This window comes from Kitasatospora sp. NPDC059571 (genome assembly GCF_042735675.1).
Taxonomy (GTDB): Bacteria; Actinomycetota; Actinomycetes; order Streptomycetales; family Streptomycetaceae; genus Kitasatospora.
This window is the reverse complement of the sequence record NZ_JBHWBW010000120.1, coordinates 1-18,605: the sequence shown is the minus strand read 5'-3', so window position 1 is coordinate 18,605 and position 18,605 is coordinate 1. Positions and strand designations below refer to the sequence as shown.

General features: G+C 72.3%; 16 protein-coding genes. 9 read left to right on the top strand and 7 right to left on the bottom strand.

The features are described 5' to 3' along the window. Window positions 1–115: 115 nt before the first annotated feature. From ACFV0G_RS16240 to ACFV0G_RS16220, 5 genes are all read right to left on the bottom strand, one after another. Entirely contained in the window at window positions 116–1,201 is a 1,086-nt protein-coding gene (locus ACFV0G_RS16240; protein WP_380547124.1) for an NAD(P)/FAD-dependent oxidoreductase, read from the bottom strand. Window positions 1,202–1,314: 113 nt separating this feature from the next. Continuing rightward, a complete protein-coding gene (gene sigJ / locus ACFV0G_RS16235) occupies window positions 1,315–2,193 on the bottom strand; it encodes an RNA polymerase sigma factor SigJ (protein WP_380547122.1) in 879 nt (292 codons plus the stop codon). A 24-nt stretch (window positions 2,194–2,217) separates the two neighbouring features. Further along, the gene (locus tag ACFV0G_RS16230) at window positions 2,218–2,721 is read right to left on the bottom strand and encodes a hypothetical protein (protein WP_380547120.1); all 504 of its coding nucleotides are present in this window, start codon (window positions 2,719–2,721) and stop codon (window positions 2,218–2,220) included. Between the two features lie 95 nt (window positions 2,722–2,816). Next, on the bottom strand, window positions 2,817–4,715 hold the full coding sequence (locus tag ACFV0G_RS16225; protein WP_380547132.1) for an ABC transporter ATP-binding protein: 1,899 nt from the start codon (window positions 4,713–4,715) through the stop codon (window positions 2,817–2,819). 80 nt (window positions 4,716–4,795) lie between these two features. Continuing rightward, window positions 4,796–6,529, bottom strand: coding sequence for an ABC transporter ATP-binding protein (locus tag ACFV0G_RS16220; protein WP_380547130.1), 1,734 nt, complete (start codon window positions 6,527–6,529; stop codon window positions 4,796–4,798). Window positions 6,530–6,810: 281 nt separating this feature from the next. On the opposite strand from ACFV0G_RS16220, the gene ACFV0G_RS16215 reads away from it, so the two are divergent. From ACFV0G_RS16215 to ACFV0G_RS16190, 6 genes are all read left to right on the top strand, one after another. After that, window positions 6,811–8,709 carry an AMP-dependent synthetase/ligase gene (locus ACFV0G_RS16215; protein ID WP_380547118.1) on the top strand — a complete coding sequence of 633 codons (1,899 nt, stop codon included), beginning with the start codon at window positions 6,811–6,813 and terminating at the stop codon, window positions 8,707–8,709. A 56-nt stretch (window positions 8,710–8,765) separates the two neighbouring features. Next, window positions 8,766–9,995 carry a radical SAM family heme chaperone HemW gene (gene hemW / locus ACFV0G_RS16210; RefSeq protein ID WP_380547116.1) on the top strand — a complete coding sequence of 410 codons (1,230 nt, stop codon included), beginning with the start codon at window positions 8,766–8,768 and terminating at the stop codon, window positions 9,993–9,995. Window positions 9,996–10,159: 164 nt separating this feature from the next. Beyond that, window positions 10,160–10,591: a Uma2 family endonuclease gene (locus ACFV0G_RS16205; protein ID WP_380547128.1), complete on the top strand. Its 432-nt coding sequence runs from the start codon at window positions 10,160–10,162 to the stop codon at window positions 10,589–10,591. 204 nt (window positions 10,592–10,795) lie between these two features. Continuing rightward, window positions 10,796–11,989: a DnaJ C-terminal domain-containing protein gene (locus ACFV0G_RS16200; protein ID WP_380547114.1), complete on the top strand. Its 1,194-nt coding sequence runs from the start codon at window positions 10,796–10,798 to the stop codon at window positions 11,987–11,989. A gap of 146 nt (window positions 11,990–12,135) precedes the next feature. Then, on the top strand, window positions 12,136–12,276 hold the full coding sequence (locus tag ACFV0G_RS16195; protein ID WP_380547112.1) for a hypothetical protein: 141 nt from the start codon (window positions 12,136–12,138) through the stop codon (window positions 12,274–12,276). A 330-nt stretch (window positions 12,277–12,606) separates the two neighbouring features. Further along, the gene (locus ACFV0G_RS16190; protein ID WP_380547110.1) at window positions 12,607–12,798 is read left to right on the top strand and encodes a hypothetical protein; all 192 of its coding nucleotides are present in this window, start codon (window positions 12,607–12,609) and stop codon (window positions 12,796–12,798) included. An 8-nt stretch (window positions 12,799–12,806) separates the two neighbouring features. Here ACFV0G_RS16190 and ACFV0G_RS16185 read toward each other — a convergent pair whose 3' ends face one another. Both ACFV0G_RS16185 and ACFV0G_RS16180 read right to left on the bottom strand, forming a co-directional pair. After that, window positions 12,807–14,273 (bottom strand): NF041680 family putative transposase, encoded by a 1,467-nt coding sequence (locus ACFV0G_RS16185; protein ID WP_380547108.1) that lies wholly within the window; start codon window positions 14,271–14,273, stop codon window positions 12,807–12,809. Window positions 14,274–14,436: 163 nt separating this feature from the next. Continuing rightward, the gene (locus tag ACFV0G_RS16180) at window positions 14,437–15,261 is read right to left on the bottom strand and encodes a hypothetical protein (protein ID WP_380547106.1); all 825 of its coding nucleotides are present in this window, start codon (window positions 15,259–15,261) and stop codon (window positions 14,437–14,439) included. An 862-nt stretch (window positions 15,262–16,123) separates the two neighbouring features. Between ACFV0G_RS16180 and ACFV0G_RS16175 the strand changes: the two genes are divergently transcribed. From ACFV0G_RS16175 to ACFV0G_RS16165, 3 genes are all read left to right on the top strand, one after another. Continuing rightward, window positions 16,124–16,771, top strand: a complete 648-nt coding sequence (locus ACFV0G_RS16175; RefSeq protein WP_380547126.1) for an RNA polymerase sigma factor — start codon at window positions 16,124–16,126, stop codon at window positions 16,769–16,771. A gap of 89 nt (window positions 16,772–16,860) precedes the next feature. Further along, entirely contained in the window at window positions 16,861–17,790 is a 930-nt protein-coding gene (locus ACFV0G_RS16170; RefSeq protein WP_380547104.1) for a CU044_5270 family protein, read from the top strand. 112 nt (window positions 17,791–17,902) lie between these two features. Continuing rightward, window positions 17,903–18,562 (top strand): peptidase inhibitor family I36 protein, encoded by a 660-nt coding sequence (locus tag ACFV0G_RS16165; protein WP_380547102.1) that lies wholly within the window; start codon window positions 17,903–17,905, stop codon window positions 18,560–18,562. Window positions 18,563–18,605: the final 43 nt, after the last annotated feature.

The following is an 18,605-nucleotide window of genomic DNA, read 5'->3' as shown; positions in this document are numbered from 1 at the left end:
GGCCGCCCGGGGGGCCCCCCCCCCCCCCCCCCCGGCCGGGGGCGGCGGCCCTCCGCCGTTGTCGCGCGCGCCTCCGCAGTACCGCCGCACCGCCGCGCCGGCGCCGGCCGCGCCGTCAGCGCAGCCCCGCCACCACGCCGTTGACGATCGCCGCCTTGGCGAGCCGGCCGGCGAAGCCGGTCAGCACGGTCGGCCGCATCGAGTCGTCGCCGTGGATCAGCTGCAGCATCCCGTCGCCCCGGCCGAGGCTCAGGCACTGCGCGGCGTAGCGGAACGCGAACGGCTTGGTGGTGCGCCCGCCGAGCAGCCGGCCCGTGTAGCGGCCCATCGGCAGGGCGGTCGCGCAGGCCATCCGCAGCCGGCCGACGCCGGGGACGTCGACGGCGGCGGCGTCGCCGATCACGTGGACGTCGGGGTGCGAGAGCGAACGCAGCCGGTCGTCGACCAGGGCCCGCCCGTCCGGGCCGACCGCGAGGCCGGCCTCGGCGGCCAGTGGGTGCGGCTCCATCGAGGCGGCCCACACCACCAGGTCCGCGGGGACGGGTCCGTCCGCGGTCCGCAGGCCGTCCGCGGTCACCGCGGTGACCTCGGTGTGCTCGCGGACGCGCACCCCGAGCCGGTCGAGGGCGGTCAGCACGTGCGACCGTCCGCGCTCCGAGAACCAGCCGCCGACCCGGTCGGCCGTGACCAGTTCGACCTGCCACCCGGGGTGGGCCTCGGCCAGTTCCGCGGCCATCTCGATCCCGGTGGCACCGCCGCCGACCACGGCGATCGTGCCCGGCGCGGTCGCTTCGGCGATCCGCTGCCGCAGTTCGGCGGCGCGCTCGGCCGGGTAGCCGTGCTCGGCCGCGCCGGGCACGCCGTGGAAGGCGGTGCGGCTCCCCAGGGCGTACACCAGGGTGTCGTAGGAGACTGCCCCGCCGTCGTCGAGGAACACCTTGCGGGCGTTCAGGTCCAGCCCGGTGACCCGGGCCCGGCGGTGGGTCACCTTCCGGCCGCGCACCACCCGGGCGATGGGCCGCCGGTGCCCGGGCCGGCCGGCCGCGGTCTCGTGCTGCCGGACGCGGTGCAGGAAGTGCGTCTCCGGGGCGATCAGGGTCACCCGGTGGCGCCTGCCGATCCCGTTGGCGGCGGGCAGCCCGGCGTAGCCGGCCCCCACCACGACGATGTGCTTCTGCTCGGTGTGCTGCTGCGCGGCCATCTCGGTCACTCCTCCGATGCGTCGTGTGCGCCGTTCGGAAGGGGGACGGGACGGCCGGCCGGAGTGTGACCGTGATCCGGGTCACACCTCCGGGCGGGCGGCGGCCCGCCGGGTCAGACCACGTGGGTGAGCTTCTCCGGGTTGACCACGATGTACGCCTCGGTGATCCGGCCGTCCGCCACGGTGAACGCCATCACGCCGCCGACCTTCCCGGGAGCCTCGTAGAAGACCAGTCCGGGCTCCCCGTTGACCGTCGCCAGGGCGTACGAGGCCTCCGGGGTCCACCACTTGCCGACCAGGCCGGCGACCAGCCGGGAGACCCGGTCCGCGCCGAACACCGGCCGGGCGCCGGCGCTGACGACGCCGCCGCCGTCCGAGTGCCAGACCACCTCGGGGTCGAGGACGGCCAGCAGGCCCTGCAGGTCGCCGCTGGCGGTGGCCCGGGCGAAGGCGGTGACCGCCTGCCGGTGCTCGGCCGGGTCGACGGTGCCGCGCCGCGCGCCGTCCCGGACCCGGCGGCGGGCCCGGGAGGCCAGCTGCCGGGTCGCCTCCGGCGTGCGTTCCAGGGTGGCGGCGATCTCCTCGAAGCCGACCGCGAAGACGTCGTGCAGCACCAGGGCGGCCCGCTCGGCCGGGGTGAGCTGCTCCATCACCGCCAGCACCGCGAGCGAGACCGACTCGCCGAGCTCGGCCCGTTCCGCGGGGGAGTCGTCCTCCGACACCAGCGGCTCGGGCAGCCACTCGCCGAAGTACGCCTCGCGGCGGGCCCGGGCGGAGCCGAGCTGGTCGTAGCAGAGCCGGGTGACCACGGTGGTGAGGTAGGCGCGCGGTTCGTCGACCGTGTCGTGGTCGACGGCCTGCCAGCGCAGCCAGGCCTCCTGCAGGATGTCCTGCGCGTCGCTGATCGAGCCGAGCAGGCGGTAGGCCACCGCGCCCAGGTAGCGCCGCTGGGCCTCGAAGGCGTCCAGGGCCGCCGTGTCGGTCTCGGTCACCGGCCCACAGTAGCGCGCCCGGGCTCAGGAGCGCGGTGGCGTCGGCCCGCTGACGATCGGCAGGACGCCGGGTGCGTGGCGGGCCACCGCCCCGCGCACCCGCTCGCCGTCCACGGCGGCGACGGTGCCCAGGGCGCGTTGGACGGTCGGCGCGGTGCGGCGGCGCACCCGGACGACCGGTGCGGCGGTGCCCCGGACCTCGACGGCGGCCACCTCCTCCCAGGGCACCAGGACGGGACGGCCCAAGTGGCGGACGGGCGTGCCCAGCAGGATGCCCTCGGGGCCGATCCGCAGGGCGACCCGCCGGGCCGTCGCGACGCCGGCCACCAGCGCGGTGCTCAGCAGGCTGCCGGCCGCCGCAAGGGCGAAGCAGACCGTCTCCGGCGTGCCGCCGGCCGCGAACAGGAGCTTCCCCAGGGCGGCCGCGGCGATTAGCCCGCTGCCGGCCGCCGCACGCGCGGTTCCGCGGGTCCAGCCGTAGCGGCAGGTGTACGAGTCCTCGGCGGACGGTGCGTCAGGGGCGGCCACGGGGGAGAGTCTGTCACCGCACCGGCGGCCCGGACAGTACGGAGGGGGAGGTCCCGGGCGCTCCCGGGACCTCCCCCTCCTGCGCCGTCCGGAGGTCAGTCGACCTCGGCCACCGCCTGCGCGAACTGCGCCTGGTACAGGCGGTGGTAGGCGCCCTCGGCGGCGATCAGGTCGTCGTGCGAGCCCTGCTCGACGATCGAGCCGTTCTCCATCACCAGGATCAGGTCGGCGTCCCGGATGGTGGAGAGGCGGTGCGCGATGACGAAGCTGGTGCGGCCGGTGCGCAGCCGGGCCATGGCCCGCTGGATCAGCACCTCGGTGCGGGTGTCGACCGAGCTGGTCGCCTCGTCGAGGACCAGGATCGACGGCTGGGAGAGGAACGCCCGGGCGATGGTGATCAGCTGCTTCTCGCCCGCGCTGACCCCGGTGCCCTCGTCGTCGATCACGGTGTCGTAGCCGTCGGGCAGCGTGCGGACGAACCGGTCGACGTGGGCGGCCTTCGCCGCCTCCACGACCTGCTCGCGGCTCGCGCCCTCGGCGCCGTACGCGATGTTGTCGGCGATGGTGCCGCCGAACAGCCAGGTGTCCTGGAGCACCATGCCGATGTTGGCCCGCAGCTCCTCGCGGGACATCGCCGCGATGTCCACCCCGTCGAGGTTGATCCGGCCCCCGCTGACGTCGTAGAACCGCATCAGCAGGTTGACCAGGGTGGTCTTGCCGGCACCGGTCGGGCCGACGATGGCGACCGTCTGCCCCGGCTCGACCTTGAGCGACAGGCTCTCGATGAGCGGCTTCGCCGGGTCGTACCGGAAGGAGACGTCCTCGAAGGAGACCCGGCCGGCGACCTCGGCGGGCCGCTCCGGCATGGCCGGCTCCGGGGTCTGCTCGGGCGCGTCCAGCAGCTCGAAGACCCGCTCGGCGGAGGCCACACCGGACTGCACCAGGTTGGCCATCGACGCGACCTGGGTGAGCGGCTGGCTGAACTGCCGGGAGTACTGGATGAAGGCCTGCACGTCGCCGATGGAGAGCGCGCCGCTCGCCACCCGCAGACCGCCGACCACGGCCACCAGCACGTAGTTCAGGTTGCCGATCAGCATCATCGCCGGCTGGATGACGCCGGAGATGAACTGCGCCCGCCAGCTGGCGGCGAACAGCGCCTCGTTCTCCTTGCGGAACAGCTCCGCGGCCTCCTCCTGGCGGCCGAAGACCTTCACCAGGGCGTGGCCGGTGTACATCTCCTCGATGTGCGCGTTCAGCGCACCGGTGCTCTTCCACTGGGCGACGAAGTTCGGCTGCGCCCGCTTGCCGACCCGGGTGGCGACCATCACCGACACCGGCACCGAGACCAGTGCGATCGTCGCCAGCAGCGGCGAGATCCAGAACATCATCGCCAGCACGCCGACGATGGTGAGCAGGGAGTTCACCACCTGGCCCATGGTCTGCTGCATGGACTGGCCGATGTTGTCGATGTCGTTGGTGACCCGGCTCAGCACCTCGCCGCGCGGCTGCTTGTCGAAGTAGCTGAGCGGCAGTCGGGCGATCTTGGACTCGACGTCCTGGCGGAGCCGGAAGACGGTCCGCTGGATGGCGGTGGTGGCGATCCTGCCCTGCAGGATGCCGAAGACCGCGGAGACCAGGTAGATCGCCAGCACCCAGAGCAGGACGGTGCCGATGGCGGAGAAGTCCATGCCGTGGCCGGGCGTGAACGGGACGGAGGAGAGCATGTCGGCGACCCCGCCCTTGCCCTGCGCGCGCAGGCCGGCCAGCACCTGGTCCTTGGTCAGGCCGGCCCGGCTCTGGGCGCCGACCACGCCGGCGAAGATCAGGTCGGTCGCGTTGCCGAGCACCTTGGGCCCGGCGACCGCGCAGCCGATGCTGACCGTGCCGAGCGCGAGCACGCCGTACAGCAGCTTGCGCTGGGGGCGGAGCAGGGCGAGCAGGCGCTTGCCGGAGCCCTTGAAGTCCATCGACTTCTCGGCGCCCTGGCCGCCCATGAAGCGGCCGGGGCCCGCCGGGCCGCGCCGGGCCGCGGCCTCCTGGGAGGCACTGGGCCTCTCCGGCTTGCCGAGGGTGGTCACGCCGCCTCCTGTTCGGTGAGCTGGGAGAGGACGATCTCCCGGTAGGTCGGGTTGCCGGCCATCAGCTCCTGGTGGGTGCCGCTGCCGACCACCGCGCCCTCGTCGAGCACGATGATCCGGTCGGCGTCGCGGATGGTGGACACCCGCTGGGCGACGATGACCACGGTGGCCTCGGCCGTCTCGGCGGCCAGCGCCCGGCGCAGGGCGGCGTCGGTCGCGTAGTCCAGGGCCGAGAACGAGTCGTCGAAGAGGTAGATCTCGGGCTTGCGCACCAGGGCGCGGGCGATGGCCAGGCGCTGGCGCTGGCCGCCGGAGACGTTGGAGCCGCCCTGGGCGATCGGGGCGTCGAGCCCCTCGGGGAACTTCTCCACGAACTCCTTGGCCTGCGCGGTGGCCAGCGCGTGCCAGAGCTCCTCGTCGGTGGCGTTCGGCCGGCCGTAGCGCAGGTTGCTGGCGACGGTGCCGGAGAACAGGTACGGCTTCTGGGGGACGAGCCCGATCGCCTCGGACAGCAGGGTGGGCTCGAGCTCGCGGACGTCGACGCCGTTCACCAGGACCCGGCCACCGGTGCTGTCGATGAGCCTGGGGATCAGGCTGAGCAGGGTGGTCTTGCCGGCGCCTGTCGAGCCGATGACGGCGGTGGTCTCGCCGGGCCGGGCGACGATGTCGATGCCGCGCAGCACCGGGACCTCGGCGCCCGGGTAGCGGAACTCGACGTCGCGCAGCTCCAGGTGCCCGCTGCCGGTGGTCGCGGTGACCGGGGCGGCGGGCGGGACGATGCTGCTCTCGGTGCCCAGCACCTCCTGGATGCGCTCGGCGCAGACCTCGGCGCGCGGCACCATCATGAACATGAAGGTGGCCATCATGACGCTCATCAGGATCTGCATCAGGTAGGAGAGGAACGCGGTCAGCGCGCCGATCTGCATCCCGCCGCTGTCGATCCGGTGGGCGCCGAACCAGAGCACGGCGACGCTGGACAGGTTCACCACGGACATCACGGTGGGGAACATCAAGGCCATCAGCCGGCCGACCCGCACCGACACGTCGGCGAGGTCCTGGTTGGCCCCGCCGAAGCGGTCCTGCTCGTGGGTGTCCTTGACGAACGCCCGGATCACCCGGATGCCGGTGATCTGCTCACGCAGGATCCGGTTGACGCCGTCGATCCGCTCCTGCATGCCGCGGAACTGCGGGCGCAGGCGGCGCACCAGCAGGACGACGACGATGCCGAGCAGCGGCACGACGGCGAGCAGCAGCGCGGAGAGCGGGACGTCCTGGTTGAGCGCCATGATGATGCCGCCGACGCACATGATGGGCGCCGCCACCATCAGCGTGAAGGACATCAGGACCAGCATCTGGACCTGCTGGACGTCGTTGGTGGTGCGGGTGATGAGCGAGGGCGCGCCGAACTGGCCGAGCTCCCGTGCGGAGAAGCTCTGCACCCGGTCGAAGACGGTGGCCCGGATGTCCCGGCCGACGGCCATCGCGGTACGGGCGCCGAGGTGGACCGCGCCGATCGAGCAGACGGCCTGGGCGAGCGAGACGGCGATCATCGCGCCGCCGATGCGCAGGATGTAGCCGGTGTCGCCCTTGATCACGCCGTTGTCGATGATGTCGGCGTTCAGCGTGGGCAGGTAGAGGGCACCGATGGTCGAGATGAGCTGGAGCGTTACCAGCAGGAGGATCGGTTGGCGGTAGGGCCCGAGGTGGGCCCTCAAGAGTCTGATCAGCACCGTGACACTCTCGTCGTCCACGAGGATGTACGCATCCTCATTTAGGTCTACTCACGACTGGGTAATTCGTGCTACGACCGCCCCGGAATTCGGGGCGGTACGCGGCTGCACTGCTGGTCCGCGGAGGTGTCAGCTGTCCCGACCCCCTTACGGAACGGCGTGCTACCCCCTAGGCTGCTGCCTGGTTCTTGTTACTCGCTGGTTAACAAGGCGGGTCGGTGCGGCCGCCCCCACGGCCACCGTCCCTACCCTCGGCCACCCGCCCCCCTCGGAGGTCCTCGTTGAGTTCCGTGCAGTCCATGATCGAGCGGCGTCCACCCTCCGTGGCCCACCTCTTCCTCAGCAGGGTAAAGGCCACGCCCGACCGTGAGGCCTACCGCTACCCGGTTCCGGTCGACGAGCACGCTGCGGACGGCGCCCCCGGCGCGGAGCAGTGGCGCTCACTGACCTGGGCGCAGACCGCGGAGCGGGTCCGCGCCGTCGCCGCGGGCCTGATGTCGCTCGGTATCGAGGCCGAGGACCGGGTCGCGATCTCCTCCACCACCAGGGTCGAGTGGATCATCGCGGACCTGGGGAACATGTGTGCCGGTGCTGCCACCACCACCGTGTACCCCAGCACCAATACGGACGAAACGGCGTTCATCCTCGCGAACTCGGGCAGCCGCGCCCTGTTCGCCGAGAACGTCAAGCAGCTCGCCAAGGCCGTCGAGAAGAAGGCCGAGCTGCCCGACCTGGAGACGGTCGTCCTCTTCGAGGCCGCCGGGGACCTGCCGGAGGCCGCCGGCCTGACCGTGCTCACCCTGGCCGAGCTGGAGGAGCGCGGCGCCGCCTACCTGCTCGACCACCCGGACGCCGTCGACAAGGCCGTCGACGCCCTGGCGCCCGAGCAGCTGGCCACCCTCATCTACACCTCCGGCACCACCGGACGCCCCAAGGGCGTCCGCCTGGTCCACGACTGCTGGGCCTACCAGGGCGTCGCCCAGGAGGAGTGCGGCCTGCTGCGCGCCGACGACGTGCAGTTCATGTGGCTGCCGCTCTCCCACGTCTTCGGCAAGACGCTGATCTCCGGGCAGATCTCCACCGGCCACGTGATGGCCGTGGACGGCCGGGTGGACCGCATCATCCACAACCTGCCGGCGATCAGACCCACTCTGATGGCCTCCGCGCCGCGCATCTTCGAGAAGGTCTACAACGGCATCGCCGGCAAGGCCCGGGCCGAGGGCGGCGCCAAGTACAAGATCTTCCAGTGGGCCGCCAAGGTCGCCCGCGAGTACGCGCGCGCCACCCAGGCCTCCCGGATCGCCACCGGCAAGGACAGCGCGCCGCTCGGCCTGACCGTCCAGCACACGCTCGCCGACAAGCTGGTGTACGCCAAGATCCGCGCCGCGTTCGGCGGCCGGATGCGCGGCTCGGTCTCCGGCAGCGCCGCGCTCGCCCCGGAGATCGGCTACTTCTTCAAGGGCGCCGGCGTGCCCGTCCTGGAGGGCTACGGCCTCACCGAGACCTCCGCCGGCTCCACGGTGAACCGCGCCGAGGACGTGCGGGTCGGCACCGTCGGCCTGCCGCTGCCCGGCACCGAGGTCCGGATCGCCGAGGACGGCGAGATCCTGCTGCGCGGCCCCGGCGTGATGCGCGGCTACCACCAGATGCCGGAGCAGACCGCCGAGGTCCTGGAGCCGGACGGCTGGTTCCACACCGGCGACATCGGCGAGCTCGACAAGGACGGCTTCCTGCGGATCACCGACCGCAAGAAGGACATGTTCAAGACCTCGGGCGGCAAGTACGTCGCGCCCAGCGAGGTCGAGGGCAAGTTCAAGGCGATCTGCCCGTTCGTCAGCAACGTCCTGGTCATCGGCAACCAGCGCAACTACTGCACCGCGCTGATCGGCCTGGACGAGGCCGTGCTGATGCCGTGGGCCGCCGAGCACGGCCTGGCCGGCAAGTCGTACGCCGAGGTGGTCGCGGCCCCCGAGACCAACAAGCTGATCGAGGGCTTCGTCCAGCGACTCAACGGCGACCTCCAGCGCTGGCAGACGATCAAGAAGTTCAGCCTGCTGCCGCGCGACCTCGACATCGAGCACGGCGAGCTGACCCCGAGCCTCAAGATCAAGCGCCCGGTGGTCGAGCGCACCTACGCCGACGCCATCACCGAGATGTACGCCGGGGCCAACGAGGCCTGAGCCCCGTCTCCCGTACGGCCTGCGTCCCACCGCGGGCCGTACGGGACAATGGGGGCATGCCCTCCGCACTCCCCGACGGCGAACCCGTGCCGTCCGACGGCTCGCTGCCCGCCCACGCCCTGGCCGGGCTCGGCACGCGGCCGTTCGGTTTCTACCTCCACGTGCCGTACTGCGCCAGCCGCTGCGGCTACTGCGACTTCAACACCTACACCGCCACCGAGCTGCGCGCCTCGGGTGCGGTCGCCTCGCAGGAGACGTACGCCGACAACCTGATCGCCGAGATCCGGCTCGCCCGGCAGGTGCTCGGGGAGACCGACCTGCCGGTGCAGACCGTCTTCCTCGGCGGCGGCACGCCCACCCTGCTGCCCGCCCGCGACCTGGTGCGGATGCTCGCCGCGATCCGCGACGAGTTCGGCCTCGCCCCCGGCGCCGAGGTCACCACCGAGGCCAACCCGGAGTCGGTCGGGCCCGCCTACCTGGCCGAGCTCCGCGAGGGCGGCTACAACCGGATCTCCTTCGGCATGCAGAGCGCCCGCAAGCACGTGCTGCAGGTCCTCGACCGCCACCACACCCCGGGCCGCCCCGAGGCGTGCGTCGCCGAGGCCCGGGCGGCCGGCTTCGACCACGTCAACCTCGACCTGATCTACGGCACCCCCGGCGAGTCCGACGACGACTGGCGGGCCTCCCTGGACGCCGCGATCGGCGCGGGACCCGACCACGTCTCCGCCTACTCCCTGATCGTCGAGGAGGGCACCCGGCTCGCCGCCCGGGTGAAGCGCGGCGAACTGCCGATGATCGACGACGATGTGCACGCCGACCGGTACCTGATCGCCGAGGAGGCCCTCTCGGCCGCCGGCTACGCCTGGTACGAGGTCTCCAACTGGGCCACCACCCCCGAGGGCCGCTGCCGCCACAACGAGCTCTACTGGACCGGCGCCGACTGGTGGGGGGCCGGCCCCGGCGCGCACAGCCACGTCGGCGGCGTCCGCTGGTGGAACGCCAAGCACCCCGCCGCCTACGCCCAGGCCCTCGCCGAGGGCCGCACGCCCGCCCTCGGCCGTGAGGTCCTCGCCGACGAGGACCGCCGGGTCGAGCGCATCCTGCTGGAGCTCCGCCTGGTCGACGGCTGCCCGCTCGACCTGCTCGGCACCGACGGCCGCCGGGCCGCCGACCGCGCCCTCGCCGAGGGCCTGCTCGACCCCGCAGCCCATGCAGCGGGCCGCGCCGCCCTCACCCTGCGGGGCCGGCTGCTGGCCGACGCCGTCGTACGTGACCTCGTCGACTGACGGCCGTTGCCGTGGTGGCAGCCGTCCGAGGCAGTGAGCGATGACTGCGGTCGACGACCGGGTGAGCGAGGTCTAGGAGAACCTCGCCGTCCCGGAAGGGGTCAAGGCCGAGCTCATTCGGAGGGAAATCGTGATGACGGGGGGTCCGACCGGTCCACAACTGGATCATCGAGTCGATTCAGGACCAGATCCCCCGTGCGCGGTGGCATCGGGGTCAGACCCAGGACCTGGCGATTCCCGGCGAGCCCAGCGAGCCCCAGCCCGATCTCGTGGTGTACGAGCGCGGGGCGGTCGACGGACCCGGCCGCCTCGTCCCCGCTGCGGCTCTGGCCCTGGTCGTCGAGGTCGTCTCCAAGACCAGCGCCGACCGCGACCACCGCACCAAGCGGGAGATGTACGCCGCGGGCGGCATCCCCGCCTACCCGGTCGTCGACCCGCTCCAGGGCGAGTGCACGCTGCTCACCGAGCCGACCGAGGAGAACGCCAAGGGCCTCCCGGACCACCTGTCCGCCCGGACCAGTCGCTTCGGCGCCACCGTCCTGCTGGACGTCCTCGGCATCATCCTCGACACCACCGAGTTCCAGACCTTCGACTGACCGGCGCTCGGCCCGCGCTCAGTCGGGCTGCGTCACGAAGTCGATCATCTCCAGCGACGCCCCCGCGCCGCCCCGGCGGCGCGCGCGGCGCGCGCGCGGCGGGCGGGGGTGGGGAGCGGGCGGGGGGGCCGCGCGCCTTGGCGCGGGGGGGGGGGGGGCCGGTCGGCCCTGAGTGCCCGGCCGTCCCGGGGCGACTCTGGAACCATGGCGACACGAGCGCACACCGACTACTACGCGACCCTCGGGGTTCCGCCCGATGCCGACCGCGACGGGATCCACGCCGCCTTCCGCAGCCTGGCGAGGCGCTACCACCCGGACCGCAACCCGTCGCCCGGTGCGCAGGAGCGCTTCAAGGAGATCGCCGAGGCGTACGCGGTGCTCTCCGACCCGGACCGGCGGGCCGCGTACGACCGGGAGGGCGCCGCTGCGCACACCACCGCGTCCGCCGACGACCTGCTGGCCGGTCTCGACCTCGCGGACCTGCTGGCGCGGGCCGGTATGGCCGGCTTCGGGGACGGCGACCCCTTCCGCGGCGGATTCCTCGGGGAGGGCCCGACGGCGATGCCCCTGCGCGGCCAGGACCTGGAGGTGGGCGTGACCGTCCCGCTCGACACGGTCCTGACCGGCGGAACGGCCGACGTCACCGTCCGGCGCCCGGCGCGCTGCCGGGCCTGCGACGGAACGGGCGCGGCGGCGGGAGCAAGGCCCGGCCGCTGTGCCGCGTGCGGCGGCACCGGACGGCGGGTGACCGAGCGGCGCCGCGGCGCACTGGTGATGCGCCGGAGCGCGGCCTGCCCGGCCTGCGGCGGTACGGGGCGGACCGCGGGTCCGCCGTGCCCGGGGTGCGGAGGCATCGGACGGGTCGCGGCCGCCGACTCGGTGACCGTCCGGATCCCCCGCGGGATTGCGGAGGGTGCCGTCCTGCGCCTGCGCGGGAGGGGCATGCCGCCGCCCGCTCCGGGCGGAGCGCCCGGGGACGCGTACGTGACGGTGCGGACCGCTGCGGACCCGCGTTTCGTGCGCCAGGGTGCGGAGCTCTGGCACGGCGTCGAGGTGAGCGTGCCGGACGCGGTGCTCGGCACCGTGCTGACCGTCCCCGCACTCGACGGTGAGGTGTCGCTGGCCCTGCCGCCCGGCACCCAGCCCGGTACCATCCTGCGGGTACCGGGCCGGGGCCTGCCGCTCGCCGGGACGCACGATCGCGGCGACCTCCGGGTGTCCGTCACCGTGCGCGTCCCCGACGCCCCTTCCGGCGAGGAGCGGCGCCTGTACGGACTGCTGCGGACGGGGGGCGGGGCGGCGGGACCCGCGGAGCGGGAGGAGACCGGCGGGCGACCGGCGGGCCCCCGCCGGAGGCGTTGGTGGCCGTGGCGGCGCCGGGCGTCCGGTGCCCACTGAAGCGGCACCGGCCCCGCCGGCACGCGGCGCACCCCTCGGCCTCGCGTCCCGTCCCGGCCGGCGGGACGGCCGCGCCGTGGCCTTCCGAACGGGGGAGGGGTGGGTGAGAATGGCACAACCGTTCTTCCACGAAGCAAGGGGCACTCATGGCCGTCCACGTCCATGTCCGCGTACGCCGCGAGATCGCCGTGACCGGCGAGGGCGAGATCCGCGAGCGGATCGGGTGCTCCTGCGGCGAGGAGTGGACCAGGACCCATCGGGCGGCGGACGACCGGCCCTCCGACTGACCGGGGTGCCGCGCGGTCCGTCGCCCGGCGCCCGGATCCGGCGGGATCGCGGTCCGCTCGGGTGTGTGCCGCGGTCCGCCCGGTTCGCCCGCCCGGCCCCCCGCGTCGCGGGGCGGCCCCACGCGCGGCAGGTTGCGACTCGTGGGGGCGGCGTCCGCCGCCCGGGGCGAAAGCGAGCGTGGCCATGGGCCTGCTGTCGGCCGATCCGCGGACCCTGAGCCGTGAGGCGTACGTCTACCTGTACCCACTGGTCATGATGGACGTCACGCGCCGCCAGTCCGCCGCCCTACCCGCGGACGCCAGGCCGGCCGGGGCACGGCTCGCCGAAACATGTCCTCGTTCGGCACGGCGGCCAACGGATGGCGGACCTCCACCGACACGATGGGCGTGTACGGTAACGGCCACTTCAGACGCGCCGTCGTCGCCGCCGGGGGACTCGGCGCGAACCCGCCCGAGGATGCCGTCCACCCCGTCCTGGCCACCGACTCCGAGGGCGCGCCGGTCGTCGGCGAGAACGACTAGCTTGATCTTTAACCTGTGCGGCGTGGACGAGGGTTGCTGGACTTCTTCGTCTTCTTCGCAGCTGGCGTCGTTGTTCCTGTCTTGCGGGCGGTGTGGACGTCGTGGCGTGGGGTCGGGTGGGTGTTCTTGCGGCCGGGAGGCCGTCCGGGGCCGGGCAGGTTGGGTTTTGGTGCACCAGCCGGGCAGACGGCGTGTGGGCGGAGGTGTCGGAATCCCCGCCGGACCCGGGCGGGGGTGAGGCGTTCGGGTGGGGCGGGCTTCTCCCAGGGGTGGCGGAGGTCGGCCGCGAGGGGCCGTGCGAGGCGGAGCTGGGTATAGGCGGCCAGGATCAGCCAGGTCCAGCGGTCGGCGGCTTCGGGGGTGCGAATCTTCGGGCAGGTCCAGCCCAGGGTCTGCTTGAAGAGGCGGAACGTGTGTTCGATGTCGAAGCGGCGGAGGAACGTCTGCCAGAGGCGGTCAACGTCGGCGGCAGTGGCGTCGGTGCCGGACCACCACAGCCAGACCGGCTTGGGGACGGCGCCGCTGGGCAGATGGTCGACCTCCAGGCGGATCACGGTGCCCTCGATCACCGGCAGGGTGCCGGTCTCGGCGGTCCAGGAGGATCGGTGGGTGAGTTTGGGGTGCAGGCGGTCCCAGGAGCGTGCGGTGGCGGTGCCGTAGAGGCGCGTGTCGGTGACGGTCTCGGTGTCCGGGGTGCCCCAGGTGTCGGGCTGACCGAAGACGAACTCCGCGCCGTGGCGGGGCGGTCGGCCCATGGTTCCGGGCAGCCGTGGCGGGCAATTCCTGCGCAGGACGCGGTCCGAGCGCATCCGAGCCAGGATCTGAACGGGCAGGTCCTTCAGGAGGAAGGCCAGGCGGGGCGCGTCGTAGCCGGCGTCCGCGACGACGAGCAGGTCCGGGTCACCGGCCTGCCATTGTCCGGCCGAGATCAGCCGCTCGACCAGGTCGCGCAGTTGCCGTGCGGTGACCTGGGCTGCGTCGTCTCCTGGCGTCAGCCGGACCGCGTCCAGCGGCGCGGTCCACGAGCTGCGGCCGGGCTCAAGTGCGGTGATGACCGAGTAGGGCCAGCCCGGGACGGGGATGTGCTGGTCCTTGCCACGCCCGTAGGTGTGGCACAGGATCCGCTCCGACGAGGTGTGGGCGTCGGGCCGCAGCCAGCAGGTGATGTCGACGGCCAGGACAAGCCGGCCGTCCACCGCGCGGGGCAGCGGCACTGCCGCCAGCGCCCGTCGCAGCCCATCAGTGTCCAGGCGACCACAGGCCAGGGCGTCGTAGAGCCCGCCGTGGCCTCGTCGGTGCTCGCCCACCAGTGAGAGTTCCACCAGCGACCGGACCGGCCCGTCGGCGCACAGCACCGCGTCGGCCAGCTCGAACAGAGCATCCCCTCGCCGGATCAAGCAGTCGTAGAACTCTCCTCGGAAGCCTGACAGTTCAGCGAACGCGTCCCGTCGGACACCGTCCTGCAGCAGACTCATCCCCACGGCCTTCGTGCTGATCGTGTGTGTTCCTTGGTCGGAGCACATGATCAGACGAAGGCCGCTTCCGTGTGCGGCAGATACCGATACGAGTGATCAAGTTCGACGGCTCGTTCGAGGCGATTGCTTAAAGATCAAGCTAGTGGCAAGCCCAGAAGCAAGCTCAGAGGCAATCCGACGTCGCGTCGGTCTGGCGGGCGCGGCGCTCGGCGTTGGCGCGCAGCTGCTGCGCCTCTAGGCGCAGCCGGTTGGCCTCGATCCTGGCCTGCTGGGCCTCGGCCTTGACCTGTTCGGCCTCGGCGGTGACCTGTTCGAGTTCGGCACGACGGAACTCGACCCGCTGCGCGGCCTCGGCGGCCTCGCCGACGAACCTGGCGATGTTCTCCTGGAGGCGCTCGCGGTCGGCGGCGTTCTGGGCCTCTTCGAGCTCCCGCTCCAGGCGCTCGCACTCGGCCAGGGCCTCGTCGCGCGACCGCAAGGCCTCGGCGAGTTCTTGGCGCACCCGGCCGAGTTCGGCCTCCATCTTCTTGAGGTCGTTCAGCAGGACGACCTCGTGCTTGCGGCGCAGCTCGATCTCCTTGCCGAGCTCGCCGCTGTGGCGGGCGTTGTTCTCGGCGATCTCCCGCAGCTCGCCCCGTACCTGTTCGAGCTGGTGTTCCCGGTCCGCAACACCCTGTCGGTACTGCCGGACCTCTTCCTCGAGTTCCTCCAGCCGGGCCTGGGCGTTGTTGCGGTCGTCGGCGGCGAGCTGCTCCTCGTACTGGGCGGGGTGGGTGGCTCGCAGGACGTTGCGCTGCAGGGCGGTCAGCTCGGTGAGCCGCAGGGCGAAGCCCTGGTCCGCGCGGAGTACGGGCGGGTGCTGGCGCTCTCCCCAGCAGGTCAGCAGTGTGCCGAGGAACTGGCCGTCGGGGACCCGCTCGCCCGACAGGGCGCGCGAGACCACGCTCTTGGCGATGTAGACGTGCCCGGCGTACTGGTTCAGGCTCATGCCCGTACCCCGCAGCAACCACCGCAGGGTCCGCGCCAGAGTGAGCGCGTCCCCCTTCAGGCTCGTAGGCAGCGGCCCCATCCGGCCGAAGGTGTCCACCTCCCCCAGCAGCCGGCCCTCCGCCTGATCGCCCCCGCCTTCGCGGAACGGTCCCTCTGACGTCACATCAACCCCCTGGCCCGGCGGGCCCTGTGCCCAATAGGTGTTGCCACCTGCGGGAACGACCGTCGTTCCCGTCGGGAACCCCCTGAACGTGGTGAACGCTGGTTACTGCCGCTCGACAAGGCAGCGGCACCCCACACCACGAGAGGAGGTGAATTCGCCACGTCCCAGAACCCGCCGGTCGACACCCCCGACAAGGAGGGCGACAACGCCCCCGCCAACGGGGGCGGCCCCAGCCGCGCCACTCTGGTCCTGCAGATCGCCCTGCAGGTACTGATGGTGATCAACACGATCATCGGCGCCACGGGCGGCGGGTCCGGCTGCTGACACAGCCGAACCCGCCCGGTCCCAACGGACCATTCCCGGGGCCCCGTGACCAAGCGCCAGCACGGCACGGGGCCCCACCCCCATCATCCGCCCCCGCCCCCACTGAAACAGCCCCCTGGGGATGACCGCGGAGCGGGTGCCGGCGGTGCCGGTCGAGCACGTCCGACTCGACGGCGACGGCCTGGTCCGCGTGGCGGGCGCTCAGCCGGTGATCTCGGTCTTGGTTCGGGCGAACATGGCGGGTACGGATCCGCAGGGTGGCCCTCCGTCGGCAGATCAGTAAGGTGGCGCGGGGCCCTGCCAGAAGCGGAGTTGGAACCTCTCGCGGGTCTGGCGAAGATTCTTGGAACTCTCCTCTCGTAGCGGACACGGAATGTGTGTGGAGTCTTTCTTGCCCCATCAGCAGACCCCGGCCGGTGACCGCCGCGCTTTCGCCGCGCTCTTCGACGAACATGCCCGGACGGTGTTCGCGCACGCGGTCAGAGCAAGCGGGGATCGAGATCTGGCCGACGACATGGTGTCGCTGACGTTCCTGGAGGCCTGGCGACTGCGTGACAAGCTGCGCGGAGAGGTCGTCAGCCCGCGGGCGTGGCTTCTTGGGATTGCGACCAACGTGATGCGCAACACCGCGCGGACAGCTCGTCGGCACCGTGCGGCGATGTCCCGGCTGCCTCCCCGCGAGCCGATACCCGACTTCGCCGACGAGGTGGTGGGCCGGATCACCGACGCCGACACGGCGGCAGCAGCGGTGCAGGCACTCGGCCAGCTGCGCCGCGGCGAGCGCGAAGTGTTCATGCTCGTGGTCTGGTCGGGCCTCGGCTACGCGGAAGCCGCTCAGGCGCTCGGTATCCCCGTCGGCACGGTGCGCTCCCGGCTCTCGCGTGCCCGGGACAGGATCCGCAAGATCGTTTCTGCGGAACGTTCACCTGGTCGAAAAAGGTCGGAACCGCAGTCCGTCCGCGGACACCACCCTCATGTCAGCCATCTCTCCGCGGAAAGTCATCAAGGGAGGCAGCCGTGACTACCGGATCCGGAGACCGCCATGCGCGGGACGAACACAGCGAGCGCCGCGAACTTGCGCGCCTGTTGCCGCCCCCGACCCACCCGGACATGGAGCCCGACCGCCAGCGCACGAGCAAGGAGTTCCTGTTGAACGAGATCGACCGGCACCACCGGCCCTCCGCCGTGACTCCCCGACGCTGGGGCCGGCTCGCCCTGGTGACCGCAGTGGCCGCCGTCGCCGGCATCACCGTGGTGATTGCCACGCAGGGCGGCAGCGTGCCCGTAGAGAAGGCCCCGCCGGCCACCGCGGCGTCGGTGCAACTCCTGGACCGGGTGGCGCAGGCTGCCTTCACCCAGCCACAGGCACAGGCCCGGGACACCCAGTACAGCTACGTCAAGACGGTCGGGCACAGCACCTCGCTCAGCGAGGGCAGCGGCGGCACGATGCAGCGCGACACCACCACCGAGAACATGGAGGAGTGGATCGCGGTGGACGGCCTGCGGCCCGGTCTCCAGCGCGGGACCGGTGGCGACAAGGAGATCCCGGCGCCCAGCGGTGGTGCGCTCAATTCGCCGACCTACAAGCTCCTGGCCGGTCTGCCGACCGACCCCGAGGCCCTGCTGAAGCGCATCTACGCCGACGCCAACCTGAACCACGGCGCTGGCACCGATTCCACGACCGGCCCCGACCAGGAGGCGTTCGTGACCATCGGAGACCTGCTGCGCTCCTCGGTTGCACCCCCGCAGGTCAGCGCCGCTCTGTACCGGGCCGCCGGTCACATCCCCGGGGTGATGACCGTCGACGACGCGGTCGACGCGGCAGGACGCCACGGTGTGGCTGTCGCCCGGGTGCACGGCGGCGAGCGGGATGAGTGGATCTTCGACCAGCAGAGCCTGCGCCTGCTTGGTGAGCGCACCGTCCTGCTGAAGGACGGGCCCTGGGGCAAGGCGGGCGACGAGGTGACCTCGATCGCCGTCGTCGCGCGTGGCATCGTGGACGCTCCCGGGCAGACACCCTCCACAAAATCAAACGCTTGATCGAAATCAGCCGATGGCTGACCGGTTTGCATCGGAACCATTGTATGGGCGCGCAATCCCCAGTTGGGTCGTGCCAGCACAGTTCTGACAGACCAACAGGGGGGAAGTCACCGTGCGTCCACTTCGCGCACTCTTCGCCGTCGCCGGGGCCACCGGCGCGCTCGTCCTTGCCACGCCGACGGCCATGGCCGCGCCCGTGCCGGCCGCGTCCGCGGTACCGGGCGTCCAGCAGTCCTTCGACTCGCCCGGCCCGGTGCCGTCCAAGCCGGTGATCGCCACCTACAAGGGCAAGGAGATCGACCTGTCCAAGGGCTGGGCCGGTGCGCGCGTGTGCACCGAGGTGCCGGGGGGCGCCGTCTACTGCAGCGACAGCCTGGCCGAGGCCGACACGGCCCTGCAGACGATCGCCCCGGCAATGGCCGAGGTCGCGAAGAAGGCCCCGGCCGTCCGGGCCAACGGGGTCGTTTCACCGCACCTGATCACCGACTGCACCTACGGCTGGGCGTGCCTCTTCGAGCACAGCGACTACTCCGGCCGCATGCTGCGCTGGTCTGACGCGGGTACCAAGAACCTCAGCGACTGGTCGTTCCGCGACCAGGCCAGCTCGGCCTGCGTCAACCGGCGGTCCGGCGGCATGTCGGTCTACGACGACCGCAGCTTCCAGCCCGACCCGTCCCTCGCCTTGGGCAACGGAGGCTGCTATGACTTCACCACCATCGGCTACATCTACGGCGGCAACTGGAACGACAAGGTGGACTACGTCGAGCTGTAGTAACTGACCACCGGCAGCGTGTGGGGCACGCCTCTCAGAGGCG

Bases quoted from the DNA above. Each gene is read 5' to 3' on its own strand.
- ACFV0G_RS16190 (WP_380547110.1), top strand. From the start codon at position 12,607: ATGTCCTCGTTCGGCACGGCGGCCAACGGATGGCGGACCTCCACCGAC.
- ACFV0G_RS16225 (WP_380547132.1), bottom strand. From the start codon at position 4,715: ATGGGCGGCCAGGGCGCCGAGAAGTCGATGGACTTCAAGGGCTCCGGC.
- ACFV0G_RS16240 (WP_380547124.1), bottom strand. From the start codon at position 1,201: ATGGCCGCGCAGCAGCACACCGAGCAGAAGCACATCGTCGTGGTGGGG.
- ACFV0G_RS16180 (WP_380547106.1), bottom strand. From the start codon at position 15,261: ATGAGCCTGAACCAGTACGCCGGGCACGTCTACATCGCCAAGAGCGTG.
- ACFV0G_RS16170 (WP_380547104.1), top strand. From the start codon at position 16,861: ATGGAGCCCGACCGCCAGCGCACGAGCAAGGAGTTCCTGTTGAACGAG.
- ACFV0G_RS16175 (WP_380547126.1), top strand. From the start codon at position 16,124: ATGTGTGTGGAGTCTTTCTTGCCCCATCAGCAGACCCCGGCCGGTGAC.
- ACFV0G_RS16200 (WP_380547114.1), top strand. From the start codon at position 10,796: ATGGCGACACGAGCGCACACCGACTACTACGCGACCCTCGGGGTTCCG.
- hemW (WP_380547116.1), top strand. From the start codon at position 8,766: ATGCCCTCCGCACTCCCCGACGGCGAACCCGTGCCGTCCGACGGCTCG.
- ACFV0G_RS16195 (WP_380547112.1), top strand. From the start codon at position 12,136: ATGGCCGTCCACGTCCATGTCCGCGTACGCCGCGAGATCGCCGTGACC.
- ACFV0G_RS16185 (WP_380547108.1), bottom strand. From the start codon at position 14,273: ATGAGTCTGCTGCAGGACGGTGTCCGACGGGACGCGTTCGCTGAACTG.